The sequence below is a fragment of the Mesorhizobium sp. M2A.F.Ca.ET.067.02.1.1 genome (genome assembly GCF_004023285.1).
In the GTDB taxonomy this organism is placed as follows: Bacteria; Pseudomonadota; Alphaproteobacteria; order Rhizobiales; family Rhizobiaceae; genus Mesorhizobium.
The window spans coordinates 1-1,228 of sequence record NZ_RZSB01001148.1; the positions used below are offsets into that span (position 1 = coordinate 1).

At 66.0% G+C, this 1,228-nt stretch carries 2 protein-coding genes; both read left to right on the plus strand.

The genetic code is table 11. The features are described from left to right. Nucleotides 1–820 (plus strand): ATP-binding cassette domain-containing protein (locus EOA28_RS36260; protein ID WP_128315867.1); only part of this gene is annotated, 820 nt, incomplete at its 5' end. Between the two features lie 106 nt (nt 821–926). Further along, on the plus strand, nt 927–1,228 hold a 302-nt coding region (locus tag EOA28_RS36265), incomplete at its 3' end, for a GNAT family N-acetyltransferase (protein ID WP_148671128.1).

Genomic DNA, 1,228 nt, shown 5'->3' on the forward strand with positions numbered 1-1,228 from the left:
CGCCTTGGCTTCGGGGAGTCCGGCGAACCAGTCGCCGATCGGCCGCACGCCGCGCTCCAACCCGGCGACCTATACCGGCGCTTTCACGCCGATCCGCGACTGGTTCGCCGGACTCCCCGAAGCCAAGGCGCGCGGCTACCAGCCGGGGCGCTTCTCCTTCAACGTCAAGGGCGGCCGCTGCGAGGCCTGCCAGGGCGACGGCGTCATCAAGATCGAGATGCACTTTCTGCCCGATGTCTACGTCACCTGCGACGTCTGCCACGGCAAGCGCTACAACCGCGAGACGCTCGACGTGCTGTTCAAGGGCAAGTCGATCGCCGACGTGCTCGACATGACGGTCGAGGAAGGCGTCGAGTTCTTCTCGGCGGTGCCAGGCGTGCGCGACAAGCTGGTGACGCTGAACCAGGTCGGCCTCGGCTATATCCATATCGGCCAGCAGGCGACGACGCTGTCGGGCGGCGAGGCGCAGCGCATCAAACTCGCCAAGGAGCTGTCGCGCAAGGCGACCGGCAAGACGCTCTATATCCTCGACGAGCCGACCACCGGCCTGCACTTCCACGACGTCGCCAAGCTGCTCGAAGTGCTGCACGAGCTTGTCGACCAGGGCAACACGGTGGTGGTGATCGAGCACAATCTCGAGGTGATCAAGACCGCCGACTGGGTGCTCGACCTCGGTCCCGAGGGCGGCGACGGCGGCGGCGAGCTTGTGGCATCAGGCACGCCCGAAGCGATCGTGCGCGAGAAGCGCAGCTACACCGGCAAGTTCCTGAAGGAGCTTCTGGAGCGGCGGCCTGGGGGTAAACGCGAAGCGGCGGAGTGATGGCAGGTAACGGCCTCGTCTCCGTCGAAAGCCGCTTCGGTGCTGTCGCGGCCATAGCTGCCGGGATGCAAAAGGTCGTCGCGACCGCTGCCGGAGTAGACCAGTCATGAGGCCGGCCCGCCCTGAAGACCTCGCCGCCATCGTCGCTCTGACCGCGGATGCCTATGCGCCTTACACGCCCATTTTCGGTGGACCGCCGATCCCCGTCACCGAGGATTATGCGCCGCACATCGGGCGCGGCGAGGTCTGGCTGTTGCAAGAAGGCTCGGACCTCGCCGGATTGATCGTGCTCGAACGTCATGCGGACCACGCCATGATCTTCAGCGTCGCCGTTTCGCCGGCCTTCCAGGGCAGGAAGCTCGGCATCAGATTGCTCGACTTCGCCGACAAGCAGGCTCGGTCATGGGG